The organism is Micromonospora sp. CA-240977 (genome assembly GCF_050942285.1).
Lineage (GTDB): Bacteria > Actinomycetota > Actinomycetes > Mycobacteriales > Micromonosporaceae > Micromonospora.
The window spans coordinates 5011360-5028283 of record NZ_CP192055.1; the positions used below are offsets into that span (position 1 = coordinate 5011360).

Annotated in this window: 15 protein-coding genes; 10 read left to right on the plus strand and 5 right to left on the minus strand. The window is 69.3% G+C overall.

All coding sequences use genetic code 11. The features are described 5' to 3' along the window. Positions 1-155: 155 nt before the first annotated feature. Positions 156-1250 carry an effector-associated domain EAD1-containing protein gene (locus tag ACQPWW_RS22545; protein ID WP_433125330.1) on the plus strand — a complete coding sequence of 365 codons (1095 nt, stop codon included), beginning with the start codon at positions 156-158 and terminating at the stop codon, positions 1248-1250. Here the strand turns inward: ACQPWW_RS22545 and ACQPWW_RS22550 are convergent. The 4 genes from ACQPWW_RS22550 to ACQPWW_RS22565 form a co-directional block, all read right to left on the minus strand. Next, positions 1236-2174 carry a hypothetical protein gene (locus ACQPWW_RS22550; RefSeq protein WP_433125332.1) on the minus strand — a complete coding sequence of 313 codons (939 nt, stop codon included), beginning with the start codon at positions 2172-2174 and terminating at the stop codon, positions 1236-1238. The two genes, ACQPWW_RS22545 and ACQPWW_RS22550, sit on opposite strands and share 15 nt — an antisense overlap. Positions 2175-2285: 111 nt before the next feature. Next, positions 2286-2768 carry a carboxymuconolactone decarboxylase family protein gene (locus tag ACQPWW_RS22555; protein WP_433125333.1) on the minus strand — a complete coding sequence of 161 codons (483 nt, stop codon included), beginning with the start codon at positions 2766-2768 and terminating at the stop codon, positions 2286-2288. 144 nt (positions 2769-2912) lie between these two features. After that, positions 2913-3416 (minus strand): peptide-methionine (S)-S-oxide reductase MsrA, encoded by a 504-nt coding sequence (gene msrA, locus ACQPWW_RS22560; RefSeq protein WP_433125335.1) that lies wholly within the window; start codon positions 3414-3416, stop codon positions 2913-2915. Between the two features lie 301 nt (positions 3417-3717). After that, positions 3718-4080, minus strand: coding sequence for a winged helix-turn-helix transcriptional regulator (locus ACQPWW_RS22565; protein WP_433125336.1), 363 nt, complete (start codon positions 4078-4080; stop codon positions 3718-3720). A 107-nt stretch (positions 4081-4187) separates the two neighbouring features. On the opposite strand from ACQPWW_RS22565, the gene ACQPWW_RS22570 reads away from it, so the two are divergent. Beyond that, on the plus strand, positions 4188-5027 hold the full coding sequence (locus ACQPWW_RS22570) for an NAD(P)H-binding protein (RefSeq protein ID WP_433125337.1): 840 nt from the start codon (positions 4188-4190) through the stop codon (positions 5025-5027). Positions 5028-5457: 430 nt separating this feature from the next. Here ACQPWW_RS22570 and ACQPWW_RS22575 read toward each other — a convergent pair whose 3' ends face one another. Next, complete coding sequence (locus ACQPWW_RS22575) at positions 5458-6273, minus strand: NAD(P)H-binding protein (RefSeq protein ID WP_433125339.1); 816 nt, start codon at positions 6271-6273, stop codon at positions 5458-5460. A 183-nt stretch (positions 6274-6456) separates the two neighbouring features. Here ACQPWW_RS22575 and ACQPWW_RS22580 point away from each other — a divergent pair, with 183 nt between their 5' ends. The 8 genes from ACQPWW_RS22580 (at position 6457) to ACQPWW_RS22615 (ending at position 16866) form a co-directional block, all read left to right on the plus strand. Beyond that, complete coding sequence (locus ACQPWW_RS22580) at positions 6457-6777, plus strand: winged helix-turn-helix transcriptional regulator (RefSeq protein ID WP_433125341.1); 321 nt, start codon at positions 6457-6459, stop codon at positions 6775-6777. Between the two features lie 268 nt (positions 6778-7045). Continuing rightward, complete coding sequence (locus ACQPWW_RS22585) at positions 7046-7807, plus strand: DUF4253 domain-containing protein (RefSeq protein ID WP_433125343.1); 762 nt, start codon at positions 7046-7048, stop codon at positions 7805-7807. 258 nt (positions 7808-8065) lie between these two features. Beyond that, a complete protein-coding gene (locus ACQPWW_RS22590; RefSeq protein WP_433125345.1) occupies positions 8066-8746 on the plus strand; it encodes a hypothetical protein in 681 nt (226 codons plus the stop codon). Positions 8747-8909: 163 nt separating this feature from the next. Further along, positions 8910-9539, plus strand: coding sequence for a hypothetical protein (locus ACQPWW_RS22595; RefSeq protein ID WP_433125346.1), 630 nt, complete (start codon positions 8910-8912; stop codon positions 9537-9539). 59 nt (positions 9540-9598) lie between these two features. Then, entirely contained in the window at positions 9599-12433 is a 2835-nt protein-coding gene (locus ACQPWW_RS22600; protein ID WP_433125347.1) for a tetratricopeptide repeat protein, read from the plus strand. A 438-nt stretch (positions 12434-12871) separates the two neighbouring features. Then, complete coding sequence (locus ACQPWW_RS22605) at positions 12872-13894, plus strand: hypothetical protein (protein ID WP_433125349.1); 1023 nt, start codon at positions 12872-12874, stop codon at positions 13892-13894. Between the two features lie 849 nt (positions 13895-14743). Further along, on the plus strand, positions 14744-15418 hold the full coding sequence (locus ACQPWW_RS22610) for a response regulator transcription factor (protein WP_433134492.1): 675 nt from the start codon (positions 14744-14746) through the stop codon (positions 15416-15418). Next, positions 15415-16866 carry a HAMP domain-containing sensor histidine kinase gene (locus tag ACQPWW_RS22615; RefSeq protein WP_433125350.1) on the plus strand — a complete coding sequence of 484 codons (1452 nt, stop codon included), beginning with the start codon at positions 15415-15417 and terminating at the stop codon, positions 16864-16866. The genes ACQPWW_RS22610 and ACQPWW_RS22615 overlap by 4 nt, the downstream gene beginning before the upstream one ends. Positions 16867-16924: the final 58 nt, after the last annotated feature.

Consider the following 16924-nt stretch of genomic DNA (forward strand, 5'->3'; position numbering starts at 1 on the left):
CAGCTGACCCAGCCCACCGCCGCATCTGTCCGACCCTAGGGCACCAGCGCCCGCCGCCGGCAGGGCCGGCGGCGGTCAGACGGCTGTCCGACAGCTCAGCCGCCACGACCTAGTATCGACGGGTACGCCCAGACGTCGTCAGGGAGAACCACACAGTGTGCGCTGTCCGTGGCCACACCGCCGAGCAGCTGAACAACGCCCTGCGGGACGCCTTCCGTCCGCCCGACCGCCTCGACATGCTGCTGCTGCACTCCCTCGACCGGCACCGCCACGACATCACCATGGCCGACGACTACCTGGCCCGGGTATTCCACCTGATCCAGGCGGCCGACAGCGAAGGCTGGCTCGCCGACCTGGTCGGCGCCGCCCTGGAGGCCCGTCCCGCGCACGCCGGCCTGCGGTCCGTGGCCACCGCGCTCGGCCTGACCGCGCTGTCGGACAACGCGGAGCGATTCATCGACGAGTACGTGCCGTTCCAGGACAGCCAACCGTGGCGGCAACGACTGGGCACGCTCGAAGGGCAGGTCTGTCGCCTCGAACTGGTCGGCCCGCCGGCGCGGCCGCTGGGCAGCGGCTTCCTCGTCGGGCCGGACGTGTGCATGACCGCGGGCCACGTGGTGGCCGCGCTCCGGGACGGGCGGGTGCGGCCCGAGCAGGTGGTCGCGCGGTTCGACTTCCGGCGGGCGGCCGACGGACGGGTGGTCAACGACGGCACCACCTACCCGCTGGCCCGGCAGTGGCGGATCGCCACGTACGCCGCCAGCGCCGCCGACCGCTCTGCCGATCCGGCCCGGCTGCCCGGTCCGGACGAGCTGGACGTGGCGCTGGTCCGGCTCGCCGAACCGGCCGGTGTGGACGCCGTCGGTCGGGCCGGTGCGCTGCCCGACGCGCCCCGCCGGGGCTGGCTCACCGCGTCGGGTCACGACGACGCGCTCGCCGCGGACCGCCCACTGATCATGTTGCAGTATCCGGGGCGGGACCCGCTGCAACTCGCGTTCGGCACCGTGCTCGACGTCAACGCCAACGGCACCCGGGTACGCCACCGGGTCAACACCCAGCGGGGGTCCTCCGGCTCGCCCTGTTTCAGCGCAGACCTCACGCTGGTAGCGCTGCACATCGCCGGCGATCCGGACCTGCGGCAGGAGCACGACCCGACGCACAACATCGCGGTTCCGATGGCCGCGATCCGTGACCGGTTGCGGCGCGACGGGTTGGCGGAGCTGGTGTTTCCCGCCTTACCCGGGGCATGACCGGACGGGCTTGACCGCGACGATGTCGCCGGCCGGCACCACGACAGTCTCCCCGTCGGTTCTGCGCATCCGCAGCGCCGCCCGGGAACTGCTCGCCACGACGGCGCCACAGACCCGCGAATCATCGGTGCGGGTCAGCTGCACCAGCGGTTCCGACACCGTCTTGCTCGGCACGAACCAGATGAGACCGACCACGACCATCAGGGCGGCCAGCGACACTGTCGCCGCACGGATCGCCGCCCGGAGGTGACGGGCCGCGCGGATGCCGACGGTACGACGAGCGGCGTACCAGGCGCGCAGCTCGTCGTTGTCGCGCACCGCCGACACCACGGGCCAGGCGTACGCGGCGCGGTAGGCGTCGACGATCGCCCAGCCGGCCAACGCGACGGCGACGGCGACGGCGATTGCCACGGCGATCCGGCCGGGCAGCGGTAGGGCTGCCACGCTCTCCTTCGCGATGCCGACACCCGCCAGCCCGAACAGTCCATAGCTGGCGGCGATCCCGCCGATCCACTTCTCCGCCGCGTTGCGTACGTCCGTCACCTGCGCGGCCGTCGCCTCCCGCCACGCGTCGGAGGCGACGTCGAGCTCTGGGTCGCCGGCCGGTGACACGATCACCGCGTCCGGTCCTATCCGGAGCAAAAGGTTCCAGAAGCGCCCGCAGCCGGCCAAGGCGTCGTCGGGGCGACCAGAATGCGGCTGCCGGCAGTGACAGGCGATCGAGACGGTCAGTTCCTCGGGCGGGTCGGGTGCCGCGCCCTCCAGGGCTGCGGTCCGCAGGGCGACGACTGCGTTCGTCTCGTGTCGGCAGCCGGGGCAGCGGCCCGACAGCTTGACGTCGTCCCCGGCGAGCCGGGCGGACCAGGTGCCGGCCCGCGCGTCGTCGACGGTGACACGTTCCGACGCGTGCGGCAGCTCAACCACGCCCCGTATCGTGCAGCACCCGCCACCGCGAGGCAACGGCGGTCCGCTCCGGCCAAGCGAGCATCGCCGTCGTAGCCCCGGGCCGGCACCGGTTTTCCGGTCGGCGGCAACTCACGCGGCAGGCGCCGTTGTGGGCATGGCACCCTCGGCGAGCTTGAGTCGCGTCCAGATGTTCATGTTGATCACAATGGCCACGATCTCCAGGATCTCGTCCTCGGTGAAGTGCGTGGTCATCCTGTCGTGGGCGTCCTGGAGGCGGTTGTTGACGGTGGCGTCGGCGGCTCGGGTCAACACCTCGGCGTAGGCCAGCGCGGCTTGCTCCTCCTCGGAGAACAGCTGCGTCTCCCACCACGCGGTGAGGGTCTCGACCTTGGACGGCGGGATGTCGGCGGTACGGGCCGCGGCGTGGTGCACCAGAAGGCAGTAGCTGCAGTTGTTGATCTGCGCGACGCGTAGGCGCAGAAGTTGGGCCAGGGTCCGGTCCACCTGAAGTGTGGCGGTATGTCCGAAAGCTGCGGCACCGGCGTTTGCCAGCGCCATGAGTTGTTCGTTCGACGTGGCGTTCAGTCGGACGTTCTGGATCCCGGTATCCAAGAGATGGCCTCCTGAAGGTGACAACGACAGCACCAGTCGCGGGGACGTCCACGTCGGTGGCGGGCCGCGTCGGGCTTCCCACCAGCCTTGATAGGCGGGCGTCGGTCCCGGCCCGCGGAACCTGGGGGTCCGCGGCCGGGGGTGTCAGGCCGCGCGCTTCGGGAGCTTCCACCCGGGGCGGGGGAAGTGGCAGGTGTAGCCGTTGGGGTAGGTCTGGAGGTAGTTCTGGTGCTCGGGCTCGGCTTCCCAGAAGTCGCCTGCCGGGGTGACCTCGGTAACGACCTTGCCGGGCCACAGGCCTGAGGCGTCGACGTCGGCGATCGTGTCCTCGGCGACACGCTTCTGCTCGTCGCTGTTGTAGAAGATGGCCGAGCGGTAGCTGATGCCGATGTCGTTGCCCTGGCGGTTCTTCGTCGAGGGGTCGTGGATCTGGAAGAAGAACTCGAGCAGCGTGCGGAAGTCGGTCTTCTCGGTGTCGTAGAGGACCTCGATGGACTCCGCGTGGGTGCCGTGGTTGCGGTAGGTGGCGTTCGGGACGTCGCCGCCGCTGTAGCCCACGCGCGTGGACACGACGCCGGGCTGGTGACGGAAGAGCTCCTCCATCCCCCAGAAGCAGCCGCCGGCGAGGATCACCTTTTCGGTGGTCACGTCGTCTCCTTACCTGTCGTCGGTGCTGTCTCTCGTGATCAGCGCGGTATTCGCCGTACCCCTGCGTTAGCCATGTTGTCGAGGTGTAAACCGCAACGACACGGAGTTGATGCGGTGGCGTAGTCCACCCTTGCCGGGGGGTCGTAGTTGAAGACGTGGCCGAGGTGACTGCACCCGCGGGATCATTGCCGCGGTAAATTCATACCTGGACTATATGGTCCCGATTATGTCGAGCCGCCCGGGAATTGCGTCGCTGCGGCGTGGCGAGCGCGCTGGCGGTCGCGATCCGGGCTGGCGTGCGTCATCGCCCGGCGTCGTAGGCGCGCCGTGCTCGTTCCACCTCCCCGAGGCTGACCTCGGCCCACGTCGCCAGGTGCGCGAAGAGTGGACCGAGGCTGGCACCCAACTCGGTGATCTCGTACTCGACTCGAGGGGGCACCTCGGCGTGGTAGGTGCGCGTCACGAGTCCGTCGCGTTCGAGCTGGCGGAGCCGCTGCGTGAGCACCTTGGGTGTGATGCTGGCCAGTCGGCGCTCCAGCTCCACAAAGCGCTGCCGACCGTATTCGTGCAGGGCCCACAGGATGGGCGTGGTCCACCGACTGAACACGATGTCGACGACCGGCGCGACCGGACATGCCAGCTCGGGATCCGTCGATTGCTGCACGTGGCCTCCGTCACATACCCATTACTATCCTCTAGGTACCTACTATATCGAGGCTACTAGCGTTTCCAGCGCCACGCGAACGACGTGGCCGAACTGGAGACAGAGACATGTTTGTCGTGGTTGGAGCCACCGGAAACGTCGGCAGTACGCTCTCGTCAACTCTCGCGGCCGCGGGTTCCGCAGTGACGGCGGTATCCCGGGGAAGACGCCCGATCGCCCTGCCGGCCGGGGTTCGCCACCACCGTGCGGACCTCGAGCGACCGGAGAGCCTGCGCCCGGCGCTCGTCGGCGCCGAGGCGCTGTTCCTGCTCGTGGAGGGCGCCGGAGCCCACCTCGACATGCGCGAAATCCTGCGGGTCGCGGCAGCCGGTGGCGTGAAGCGCATCGTGTTGCAGTCCTCGCAGGCGGTCGGCACCCGGCCGGAGTCACCGTCACACGCGCCGCTGCGCGCCATCGAGGATCTCGTCCGCCGATCCGAGCTCGGCTGGACGATCCTGCGCCCCGGCGGCTTCGCCTCCAACGCATTCGCCTGGATTGACCCGGTCCGGGGCAGCCGGATGGTGGCCGCACCCTTCGGCGACGTGGGTCTGCCCGTGGTCGACCCGACCGACATCGCCGAGGTGGCGGCCGCCGCCCTGCTCGACCGCTCGCACGACGGCCGCACCTACGAACTGACCGGCCCGGCGCTGAGCACGCCACGCGAACGGGTCGCCGACCTCGCCGCCGCGCTCGGCGAGCCGATCCGGTTCGTGGACCAGACGCCCGACGAAGCCCGCGAGCAGCTGCTGCGGTTCATGCCGCCACCGGTGGTCGAGGGCACGCTGGCGATCCTGGGCGCACCGACCGACGCCGAACAGCGGATCAGCCCAGACGTCGCAGCGGTCCTGGGCCGATCACCACGCCCCTTCGCCGCCTGGGCAACGCGCAATATCAACGCCTTCCGCTGACGCAGCGCGCCGTCCGAACCACGCCAGCGCTTGATGGCCGGGCAGCCTTGATCGGCTGTCCGGTCATCGGCAGGTCGATCCGGTAGTCCGGCATGGTCACGTGGTGACTCCTCCTTCCCCGGTGCCGAACGTCAGTTGTTGGCCCTCGGCGCCGGCCCGGAGGTGTGGCCGTTGGGGGCGGCCGAGGAGGTTGTCGGGGTCGGTGCCCCCGTCCTGCCCCGCGCCGTGAACGCTGAGATTCGCGGAGTCACGCGCGATCCGCCGCGATGGTCCCGCGCGGTTGATCGACCCAGAAGACCGAGGTTGTACGTCGGCCACAGCCGTCTCCGCGCGCCGGCCGCCCGTGCTCAGTGGCGCTGCTCTCGGCGGCGGCGCCAAGCCCTCCGCCAGCTCTCACCAGACAAGGGCGCACTCAGCTGAAGCATCTGTGTCAGTGCGGGCCAGGGCGCATGGCGGCCGTGGCATCCGCAGCGACGGGGAGGGGATCTGTGAGCGGTCGATCCAGCAGGCGCGCGAGGTCGGGGCTGGTGTTGTCGAGGAACCCGTGGCGGACACCGGTGGCGATCGAGACGAGCATCGGCGGCTGGAATGGCAGCAGGTTGGCGTCGCCGAGAAGGCGGACGCGATACTCACCCAGTTCGATCGTGCGGTGCGCGACGCCGACACGGTCGGCGATGTCGTCAGCGGTGATCGGAGCCCCGACCAGGTCGTAGACCTTGCCGACGTGCGCGGTGGGCTCGCTCGCGACGACGGCTGCGGCAGCTGCCAGGTCGGCCCGCGCCACCGCGGAGAGTGCACCGGCCCCGAATGCTGATTCCAGGCCGTCGGGAGTCCACGCGAGCAGGGCACCGAAGAGTTCGGCGTACAGCCCGTTTCGCAGGATGGTCCAGGTGAGCCCGCTGGCTCTGATCATTTGCTCGGTGGCCCGATGGGCGAGTGCGAACCCGAGGTGGTCCCCGGCGCTGGTCAGGCTGGTGTAGATCACGTGGGTCACGCCGTCGCGGCCGGCAGCGTCGAGCAGAGTCCGGTGACGCGCGATGACCTGGTCGTCCTCGGCATACCCGGCCGAAACGAGGACCACTGTGGAAACGCCTGTGAGGTCGAGGGTTGCGGGGTCGTCGAAGTCAAGGTGGCGCTGTGTGCCGGCGGGAGTGCGACTCCCGGCCAGGGCAGGTACCTCTCGCGTGCCGAGCTCTGCGAGTGTGAGCGAGGCGAGCTGTCCGTTGGCGCCGGTCACCATGATCATTCGGTCTCCTGCCGTGGTTCTCTTCAGTAACTACAGTGAGAGCCTGAACCCGGGTCCGGCGACCCACAAGGAGGCAGTCTCGTGTCACCAACGCACACCGGAGTAACCGCGGGAGCCGCCGACCTCGAACCATGCGGACAGCCGGATCACCCAGATTGCGGCATCCGAGATGTGCTTGACCGGGTGGGCGACAAGTGGTCGGTTCTCGTGATCGTCGAACTCGCCAACGGGCCGCGACGCTTCCGCCAACTCCAGCGCGCCATCGACGGAATCTCCCAGCGGATGCTCACCCTCACCGTGCGCCGCCTGGAACGAGACGGCCTCGTCCTTCGGACCGCCTACCCGACCGTGCCCACCCAGGTCGACTACCGCCTCACCGAAACCGGCACAAGCCTCACCCATCTCGTCAAAGCACTCGCCGACTGGTCACTGGCACACCGCGCAGCCATCTCTGTAGCCCGTCAGGCCTACGACAGCGACCACCCCGACAACGAAATCCGGTAACGCGCGTACGCGCGCCTCAACGTCCTGACCCGGGACAGTTGGTCGACCTGGCCGCCGTGGTCGGTCTCCGGGGCCGGCGCCGCTCGGCCGTCTCCTCGATCGCGGCCCCGCCGACTTCGGCCGGCGGGGGCGTTTCAGCGCCTCCGGACGTCCGTCTGGGTCTTGGCGGGTCTGTACCCTGCGTCCAATGGCGGGTAATTCGTTGACGTACCTTCGAGACGACTCGGGCAGCGGCTCCCTCAGCCTTGACCTTCCGCCGGGGCGAGTCGTGCACGAGACCGAGGCCGGTGTTCTCGAGGAGCCGATCCTGTGGATCAGCGACACCCGTCCGGACGCGGGTCTGTGGGGCTCACTTCAGGCGGGCCATGGCCGGACGGGTCTGTGGCCGCTGCTCCTCGGGGGAAGTTCGTACGAGCCGGGCAGCCCCTGGACGACCGGTGAACTCGACCCGGGTCTCATCAAGTCCGGGCCGGGCGATCATGACGCTGACGTACTGCTTGCCGGGTGGTGGTCTGCCTACACGGCTGTGGATGAGGACGACGACATGCTCAGCGCGCCGGAGCGGCTGGCCGTCACGGCGCCGTTTGGTAATCGGTGGCCGGGGCTGGCGCCTGCCGGAACGCTGCAGGAAAATCCCGCGACTCGGGCTGCCGAGTTCGCGGAACAGCTGATGGCCGACGCGTGGCTGACCGCGCCGCGCCTCGGGCTGACTGCCAGTTCCCGCGGTGCGGATGCCCCGGCCGATCTGGGGTGGGGTGGGCCGTTGAATTACGAGAACGACACCGCGCAGTTCAGCACGGTGCTGCGCAGCTGGGAAGAACGTTTCGGTGCCAGAGTCGTCGGCCTCGGGCCAGCCGAGCTATACCTCAGCGTCGCTGCACCGCCCACCGATGCAGACCACGCGCTGCGCGTCGCTGCGGAACACTTCGCGTTCTGCCCCGACAACGTGTGGCAGTCCAGCACTGACACCCTCATCCGTTACGCCGAGAGCCTCACGAACCGGGCCTGGTGGTCGTTCTGGTGGGACTGACCCGCCACGCCGCCGGTGCCGGTGCAGAAGAAAGGCGTTACTCCGACGTCCGCACATCGCCAGAAGCATGTGCGCATGGGCCCGGCAGCGCCCCAGGTAAGTCATCGGCAGCACCAGCAATACAGATCCTCGCCTGCGCCCCGCGCGCGCTGAGCAAGGGCGGCAACCTCCTCGATAACAGGCAGCATCTCGCCGAACGGTCCGCCCTCGAGATAGTGACGTGACGGCGTCGGTGCTGTTTGAGCGTAGGTTCAGCGGGTGACCGTCGACGACATCGCCGCCAAACTTCCCTCCATCGACGTGCTGCGGGACCGCTGCAAGGCACTCGCCGTGCTGGAGCGCATCGTCGACGGCGGCGAGCCCTACTACGCCTACACCCGCTCTTGGGGCGACGACGAGGCGGCACTAATGAACAACGGCAGCGGCGACGAGTGGGCGGTAGTGTTCACTGCCGATGGCGCGTTCATCCGCGTATTCGATCACGAGTCGGCGATGTCGCCCTATCGTGATCCGGACCACGAGCTGTGGCCCGGGCTGCTCGACGGTCTCCCGGCGGTGTTTCGTACGCAGATCGAGGAGCCAGCGTTCGGTGACGAGGAGGGCCAGTTCGTCGCCACCGCTGTGCTGTGGCGGGTCTCCGGTGACGACCGATGGCACGCCGGCGAATCCGTCACGTTCCCCCCGCCCCGAGGCCCGTACGACGACAACGCCCCGGACGGCTCTGACCTGCTTGAGATCCTGCTCGACGACATCGTCGACCGGTACGTCACGTTCGCCGAGGACTACTACGGGATCGAGGTCGACCCGGCGGTGGTCGAGCACGTTGTCGCGCACCGTCCGCTTACTGACGTCCTTGTGCAAGCTCTGAACCCGAAGGTAACCGTTGCCGGGCTGCACGAGGACATCGTCGCGATTAAGTATCCGATCGAGGCGGCGTGACATCAGGCACCCGCCTGGACCGCCTCGGCAACACGTTGATCGCTTAACACGCCGCGTCGTGCACCCTTCTCCCGCACGGAAGAGGTGAGGCAACTGGGTGCGCCTGCGGGCGTACGTGTGCCCACCTGACTGGCTGCCGCCCGTGCGGGTTGGGGGCGGCAGGATGCTGCACGCGATCTCCGCTGTGCTGGGCATATGTTGCCCGTATGGCCAGGTCAGGCTCGACAAGAGCAGCCGCCTGGTCCTGGCTCAGCCCACCGCGGACGATCGGCACATGGTGTTGAGTCTCGATGACGACTCAACTGGATCACCGGGTGCGGTGACGGTCCATGATGAGGCAATGACGGGTGTGCAGCGGACCGTGGTGTGGGCAGCGGTGCTGAGCGTCGGTGTCGTCGTGGTCGGGTTGGGCATTTTCGTTGGCGTGACCCGGCTCGATGACGCGGACAAGTGGGGCAGCGTTGTCGGCGCGTTGGTCGCTGTGCTCGGGCTGCCGCTGGCCGGGTACGGGGTCGTGCTGGCCCGCCGGCCCAGCAGCGCCGCGGGCAGGCAGTCTGTCACCGGCTCGGTGATCGGCGGCGGTGTCACGCAGGTGGGTCAGGTGCGCGGCAACGTGCGGATCGGCGGCACCGCGTGGCCCCTACCCACCGCTGCTGCTCCGCCTGGCGCGGTGCCCGGTTCCGGCACGGCCGGCCCTGGCGAACCCGCAAGCCAGGCGGTCACGGGGGCGTGGACAGCCGGCCCGGTACAGCAGGTCAACGACGTCGGTGGCGACGTGGACATCGACCGGTGAGCTGGCGATCGCCGGCGAACACCGGGCAGCAGGTCACCGACAGTATCGTGTTCGGTTCGGTGAACCAGATCCGAGATGTCGCCGGCACCGTGACCGTGGTGGCCGACCGGCCCCCGTACCAGGTCGAGGCTTTCCAGCCGGGTGCCGTGCCGCTGCCGGCGGGCGTCGCCCGCCGCCAGCCGAGCCGGCTGCTGCTGGCTCGTCACCAGCTGGTGCAGTTCGTCGGCCGCGACAGCGAGCTGGACGTGCTCGCCAGCTGGATGGGCGGCGACGAGCCGGTGTCCGTGCGGTTGATCCACGCAGCCGGCGGGCAGGGCAAGACCCGCCTGGCCCGGCACGTCGCCGCCCAGGCCGACACCGCCGGCTGGGTGACCTGGAAGGTCACGCACGCAGTGGGTACGCCTGCCGGCAGCCCCCAGGAGATGCCAGCCAGCGCCGGGGCGCTGGTGGTGGTGGACTACGCCGACCGGTGGCCCGCCTCGGACCTGAACCGGCTGATCGCCGATTTGAGCGCGCTGTCGCTGCGCACCGGCCTGGTGCTGCGGGTGCTGCTGCTGGCCCGCTCGGCCGGGTTCTGGTGGTCCGCGCTGCGCGACCGGCTCGACAGCGATCACGGTGTCCCCGCCGAGGCCCGAGCCTTGCCGCCCCTGGACGAGCACACCGACCGCCGGGTGCTGTTCGAGCAGGCCCGCGAACGTTTCAGCACCGCACTTGATGTGCCCGACACCGCTGAGATCACCGTGCCGGACCTGACCGACGCGGGATTCCGACAGATCCTCGCGGTACACATGGCCGCCCTGGTCGCTGTCGACTCTCACCACCACGGCCGCCTGCCTCCAACGCAACCGCACGCCCTGTCGGCGTACCTGCTCAACCGGGAACGCGCCCACTGGCACCACCTGCACGCCCGGGCCGAAGACCGCCGGGCTACCAGCCCGGAGATGATGGGTCGCGCGGTCTACCTGGCCACCCTCACCGGTGGTGTCACCCGCGAGGACGCCATCACCGTGCTGACCCGTACCCAGGTCACCGAACCCGGTGTTACCACGATCATCGACGACCACCGGTTCTGTTACCCCGCCAGCGACCCGCACCTCGACACCGTCCTGCGGCCCCTGCGGCCGGACCGACTCGGCGAGGACCTCATCGCCCTGTCCACCCCCGGACACCCGCACACGGGCGCGGACGACTGGCCACCCGACAACTGGGCGGCAACCGCTGCGCACACTCTGCTCACTGGTGACCTCGGCACCTGGACACCGACCGCGATCACGGTCCTCGTCGAGACCGCACACCGCTGGCCCCACGTCGCCACAACCGTGCTGTACCCACTGATCCGGCAACACCCCGAACTCGCACTTGCCGCCGGCGGCACGACCATCACCCGCCTGGCCGACCTTCCGCACGTCGACATCAGCGTTCTGGAGGCCATCGACGCGCTGCTGCCTGAGCGGCACATCGACCTCGACACCGCCTCCGCCGCTGTCAGCACCAGACTCACCCGCCACCACCTCGGCCTCACCTCCGACCCCGCCGAGCAGGCCGCCCTCCTCGCCATGCACGCCGCGCGGCTCAGCAGCGCCAGGCGCTACGACGATGCCCTGGTCCCGGCCGAGGAAGCCACCGGCATCTACCGGCGGCTGGCCGAGACAGACCCCACCGCGTACCTGCCCGACCTCGCCACGTCGTTGAACAATCTCGGCGCGTTCCTGTCCGGGGTGGGTCGCCGCGACGAGGCGCTGGCCGCCACCGAGGAGGCCGTGACCGCTCGACGGCGGTTGGCCGAGGCGAACCCCGGCGCGCACCTGCCCGACCTGGCCATGTCATTGAACAATCTCGGCACGTTCCTGTCCGCGGTGGGTCGCCGCGACGAGGCGCTGGCGGCCACCGAGCAAGCCGTGACAATTCGACGGCGGTTAGCCAAGACGGACCCCGCCGCGCACCTGCCCGACCTCGCCAACTCGCTGAACATCCTCGGCATTGGCCTGTCCTGGGCGGGTCGTCACGACGAGGCGCTGGCCGTGACCGAGGAGTCCGCCGACATCTACCGGCGGTTGGCCGAGACGCACCCTGCCGTGTACCTGCCCGACCTCGCCAAGTCACTTACCAACCTCGGCATTCGCCTGGGCGCCGTGAATCGCCGGGACAGGGCGCTGGCGGCAGCCGAGCAATCCGTGACCATTCGGCGGCGGTTGGTCGACACGAACCCCACCGCCTACCTGCCCGACCTCGCCAAGTCACTCAACAACCTCGGCATTCGCCTGGCCGCCGTGAATCGCCGGGACGAGGCGCTGGCCGCGAACGAGGAAGCCGCTGACATCTACCAGCGGCTGGCTGACACGAACCCCACCGCCTACCTGCCCGACCTCGCCAGGTCACTCAACAACCTCGGCGTCAGTCTGTCCGAGGTGGGTCGCCACGACGAGGCGCTGGCCCCGACCGAGCAATCCGTGACCATTCGGCGGCGGCTAGCCGACACGAACGCCACCGCGCACCTGCCCGGCCTCGCCAGTTCGCTGTACAACCTCGGCATTAATCTGTTCGAGGTGGGTCGCCACGACGAGGCGCTCGCCCCAATCGAGCAAGCTGTGACCATTGGACGGCAGTTAGCCAACACGAACCCCACCGCGTACCTGCCCGACCTCGCCAACTCGCTGCAGGTTTACGCGCGGGTGTGCCTGAAGGTCAACGACCATCTCGCGGCAGCTTATGACGCAGTCGATGAGGCGATCCGTCTCTACGAGTCGTTGGCCGCGCGGCTGCCTCGCATCTCCTCGGGTCAACTGTTCGCGACGTACGAGACTCTCGCCGTTGTGCACGCAGTGCTGGGCCGCGCCTGCGACGCAGCCGATCTGCGCCATCCCGATCAGGATGCGGACGAGCGGCAGGACTGATTTGCCTGGGAACCTTGTCGGTCAAGGTCGGCGACTGGCATTGGAGAGTGCAACTTTGCCGTCCTGCACCACCGGTTGTCGGTTGTTGTCACGCGTCACGCTGACTTCTTGCTGACGAAGGGCACCGTGTTCGTCGATGGGCCGTCCGGATCCACAACCTTGGGCGACTGTCCGCGCGAGGCCGTCGGTCCCTGTCGTTGTCCGCGACCGCTCCGCTCATGGGACGTCTGGCATCCAGACGAGCGGTACGAGGCAGTCGAGAGCTATGTCAGGCATACACGTTTTGAACCGGCCCCACGTCTAACTCCTGGCTGTCTCGACTGCAAGGGCTACTGCCAAATGGCCGTAGTGGCCGTTGCTCTGATCCAGTACCGTCCGAGCGGCAAACTCCTAACAACACCGGGGGAACCCTTGACGAATTCCTTCAGATCCCGCCGCATGCTCGCCTGGGCCGCGCCCGTGGCGCTCGCGCTGAGCGCGCTCGCCCCGACCCTGCCGGCCCAGGCCGCAGCGAAGCCCAGGCCCACCGCCGCCGCCGGCCCGGTCGACAAGGACCTCAACGGTGACGGCGTTCCCGACCTGGTCACCAGCGGCGGTCCGGGCACTGGCCTCAGCTCCGGCGTCTGGTCGGCGCTCGGCGTAAAGTCCCGCAAGACCGGCGTCGGCACCGGCCAGGTACAGACCCCGGCCACCAACATCGGCCTACTCGGCAACGGAGTCACCGGGAACGAATCCCCGGACGACTTCGACGGCGCCCAGATCCTCACCGGACGCTTCACCGGCGTCGACCGCCAGGACTTCCTGTACTACTACCCGACCGGCACCGCCGCCGGTATCGGCGGCATCATCCGCGGCGCCGGCGACGGCACAATGCCCAGCCCCTACAACAACCAGTTCACGATCGGATACGAAAATCTGATCGACGCCAACGGCAACAGCCCCCTGCAACTGGCGAACGCGTTCCAGGCTGACGGCGTCGACACCGGCATCCCGGATCTGCTCGGCATCGCCGGTGACGCCACCAACGGTTACCGACTCGGCTACCACCCCAACTACTCCGCAACGGGCCTCTACTGGGGTGTCACCGACCTCACCAACCCCACGCCGACCGGCGGGACCGACTGGCAGAACTGGGACATCGCCAGCACCGAGACCGCCTCGGGGGTCGCGCTCTTCCTACGTAACGCCGGCACCGGTCACCTGTACCTGTGGACCGGGGTCACCATGGTTGACAACGGTGACGGCACCGGCACGTTGACGCACACCCAGTACCAGGTGGCGGCGAACTGGAACACCGGCGTCGCGATCAGCACGCTGCAGGCCGCCGACATCAACGCCGACGGCACCCCGGACCTGTGGACCGTGCTGCCGAACGGCACCTACCGGGCGTACCTGATCTCCGGTCTCTCGACAACCGGCACCGCGACGGTGACCGCGACCCGCGCCAAGCAGCTGGCCTGACCTGCTGGGACGCGCCACCACTCGGCGGCGCGCCCCAGCCTCATCAAGCGATCCAGTCCTGGCCGTCCACCGACGGCTGGCGCGCCGACCACCGATGAGCTGGGCAACGCCAAAGGCCCTGACCGGGACTCACATCCCGGTCAGGGCCTTCTCCCGTGAGCTTGTCTCATCCTGTTTGGGCTGGTCGAGCGACGAGGCTGACCTCGACGTCCACCCCAGAGTCGCCATGCAGGTGCTGAGGCACGCCCGCTTCTCCGTGACGATGGAGGCCACCTCCGGAACCCGGGAAGCGGCCTCTGACCTCTGCAAACTGAGAGTGGCCGATGCTGGTATCGAACCAGCGACCTCTTCGGTGTGAAACAGGACGCTCCACCCACTCTGACCTGCGGCAACGTGGAGCCGCAGGCAGGCGCGGGTGCAGTCGAGCGCCGTTCGACGCCATTGGACGCCCTTCAAGGCCGTTCCGGGCACCCCACTGCTCCCCCAAACCGGGCTCGCAGCGGAGCGCCGACCGATCGCGAGCTGCAGCGCCCATCGCTATGGTTGGCTCCAGCGCTGGCTCCCGCGGCCGCATCGGTCGATCGGGAAGCACGCTCACGATCACCCGCCTTGTCAGCGGCAGGTCCAGTGAGGCGCTACTGGATCGCCTTGTAGCGGTGATGGGTCACGTGTTGGCCAGGGCAACCCACTGGAGCCGAATCCACCGCGGTCTCCATTCGACCAGGATCATGATCGGTAGGAGCAGTCACCGTCAGCTACTGCCGTTGCAGTATTAATCCTGCCCTCAGGTTGATCGGGGAGGATGAGCGCAAAAGCATCAACTGGAGGGAGCGGCCCGGCGTGCGGATCATGATCGCCGATGACGAGGTGGCCATCCGTGAGTCGCTGGAGCGGGTGCTTCAGGTCGAGGGTTATGGCACCAGCACCGCCGCCAACGGTCTCGCCGTGCTCGACGGGATCGGTGGCGCGGCGCCGGATCTGCTGATCCTCGACGTGATGATGCCCCGCCTCGGCGGGTTGGAGACCTGCCGGCGGTTGCGGGCGGCGGGTCGGGATCTGCCAGTGCTGATGCTGACCGCCCGGGATCAGGTCTCCGACCGGGTCGCGGGGCTGGACGCGGGCGCCGACGACTACCTGCCCAAGCCGTTCGCCACCGAGGAGTTGCTGGCCCGGGTCCGGGCTCTGCTGCGCCGCCGCGCGCCGGGCGACGACGAGTCGCAGATCCTGTCGTTCGCCGACGTCCGGCTCGATCCCGACAGGTTCGAGGCGTGGCGGGGTGGGCGGCCGCTGTATCTGACCCGGACCGAGTTCTCCCTGCTACAGGTTCTCGTGCGCAACGCGACCCGGGTGTTGACCCGCGACGCGCTGTTCGAGGCGATCTGGGGCTTCGACATGAGCACCACCGCCAACAACCTTCAGGTGTACGTGAGTTATCTGCGCCGCAAGATGGAGGCCGAGGGTGAGCCGCGATTGATTTTCACGCTGCGCGGCTTGGGGTACACGCTGCGGGAGACTCCTCCGTGAGCAGGCCCGCCGGCCGGGAACCGCGTCGGCTGATCCGATGGTGGCGCCGACGGTCCCTGCGGACCAGGCTGACGGTGATCGCGGCGACGGCCATCGCGGTCAGCGTGTTCGTGGCCTTCCAGGTGGCCAGCGAGCTGTTGGACTCGGAACTGCAGGACAACGCCGAGAATCAGCTACGCGCGGACTCCCGCGTCCTGGCGACGACCGTGGAGCACACCGGTCTGGCGCAGGTCCAGCTACCGCCGTATCCCGGATCCGGTCGGCTGGTGCGGGTCATCCTGCCCGACGGTTCGACCCGGACGCCGGCCGGCCAACCCGCGCTGCCCCCCGTCAGCGGGCACGCCGGGCGCGTGGCGCAGGGCGCGTCGGCCGACCTGATGGAGTCGATCGACAGCGACGACGACGGCTACCTCATCTACACGCTGCGGGCGGGCCACGGCGCGGTCCAGGTGGCCCGCACCAGCGACGACAGCCCGATCAACCAATTCGGGTTCGGCATGCTGCTGATCGGACTGCTCTGCGTGGCCGGGGGCGCCCTTGTCGGGCGGACCGTGGCGCGGACCGGGCTGGCACCGATCGACCGGCTGACTGCCGCCGCGGTTCGTGTCGCGCAGACCCGGGACCTCGACGCCGACATCCCGGACGAGGGCGGCGGGGAGATCCGGCGGCTGATCCAGTCAATCAACGACATGCTCGCCGCGCTCCGGGACTCCCGGCGGGCCCAGCGTCTGCTCGCCGAGGACGCCGCCCACGAACTCAAGACCCCGCTCACCAGCCTGCGCCTCAACGTTGAGCTGCTGATCCGGCTCGATCGGCGCGGCACCCTGGACAGCGCACTGCCGGCGGAGAGCCGGACCCGGCTGCTCAACGATCTCGGCGCACAGGTGGCCGAGTTGAGCACCCTCGCCGCCGAGCTGACCGACCTGGCGCGCGGCGACGTCAGCGACGAGAGCACCGAGCTGCTCGATTTCGCCGACGTGGTGGTGGCCGCCGCGACCCGGGTGCGTTCCCGCGTGCCCGACATCGGGGTCGCGCTCGACGTGACCTCCGTGTGGGTGAGCGGGCGTCCCGCTGCGCTCCAGCGGGCGGTGCTCAACCTCATTGACAACGCCGGCAAGTGGTCCCCCGCTGACCAGGCGGTCCAGGTCCGGCTCCGTGCCGAGGGCGCGTCGGCGGTCCTCGAGGTCGACGACGCCGGGCCGGGCATCGACGCCGCCGACGTACCGCGGGTGTTCGACAGGTTCTACCGTGCCGACAGCGCCCGGGCGCTGCCGGGATCAGGTCTGGGGCTGTCGATCGTGCAGCGGGTCGTCGACGCCCACGCCGGGCGGGTCACCGTCGCCCGATCCGCACGCGGTGGCGCGCTGCTGCGGATCTTCCTTCCGGCCGCCGCCCCGCCCGCTCGGATCACGCGGCTCACCGCGGGGGTGGACACGGTGGCGCGCTGACCCGCTGCGGCACTGCGCCGGGACCGCCACGGCGCGCGGTGCCAGGACCCGCCGCAGG

Excerpts from the sequence above, each read along its gene's own strand:
- ACQPWW_RS22570 (WP_433125337.1), top strand. The coding sequence starts at position 4,188 with ATGTTTGTCGTGGTTGGAGCCACCGGAAACGTCGGCAGTACGCTCTCG.
- ACQPWW_RS22575 (WP_433125339.1), bottom strand. The coding sequence starts at position 6,273 with ATGATCATGGTGACCGGCGCCAACGGACAGCTCGCCTCGCTCACACTC.
- ACQPWW_RS22595 (WP_433125346.1), top strand. The coding sequence starts at position 8,910 with ATGCTGCACGCGATCTCCGCTGTGCTGGGCATATGTTGCCCGTATGGC.
- ACQPWW_RS22605 (WP_433125349.1), top strand. The coding sequence starts at position 12,872 with ATGCTCGCCTGGGCCGCGCCCGTGGCGCTCGCGCTGAGCGCGCTCGCC.
- ACQPWW_RS22610 (WP_433134492.1), top strand. The coding sequence starts at position 14,744 with ATGATCGCCGATGACGAGGTGGCCATCCGTGAGTCGCTGGAGCGGGTG.